This is a genomic window from Bacillus cereus group sp. N14 (assembly GCF_016483555.1).
GTDB classification, from domain to species: domain Bacteria; phylum Bacillota; class Bacilli; order Bacillales; family Bacillaceae_G; genus Bacillus_A; species Bacillus_A wiedmannii.
Genome location: NZ_JAEHBQ010000070.1, coordinates 1 through 402, shown reverse-complemented (window position 1 = coordinate 402; position 402 = coordinate 1). Strand labels below are relative to the sequence as shown.

The following is a 402-nucleotide window of genomic DNA, read 5'->3' as shown; positions in this document are numbered from 1 at the left end:
TAATACTTTTTGACTATCTTTATCTACTTTTGTAATTTCTACTGAACCTTTATCTACTAGTTCATTCTCTACTTTTAGTGATAAAACTTCTGTCATACCTTTTTTGATTTCGAATGATACTGGCTTCGCTAGTTTTTTATATCCTGGTAAGCTTTCTACCTCTACTAGCTTATATTTTCCTACTGATAAATCAGCAATTTTTGCTTTTCCTTCTTTATCTGTCGTTACTTTTGTTACTACTTTGCCTTTTTCATCTTGCACTTCGAATGTTACGCCCGCTAATACTGCGCCACTTTCTTTGTCTACTTTTGTAATCTCTACTGAACCTTTATCCAACAGTTCGTTCTCTACTTTCAATGATAAAACTTTCGTCATACCTTTTTTGATTTCGAATGATACTGG

Annotated in this window: 1 protein-coding gene; it reads right to left on the bottom strand. The window is 32.8% G+C overall.

The window, feature by feature from the left end; translation table 11 throughout:
* Positions 1–402 (bottom strand): MSCRAMM family protein (locus JDS82_RS29085; protein ID WP_242474950.1); only part of this gene is annotated, 402 nt, incomplete at both ends.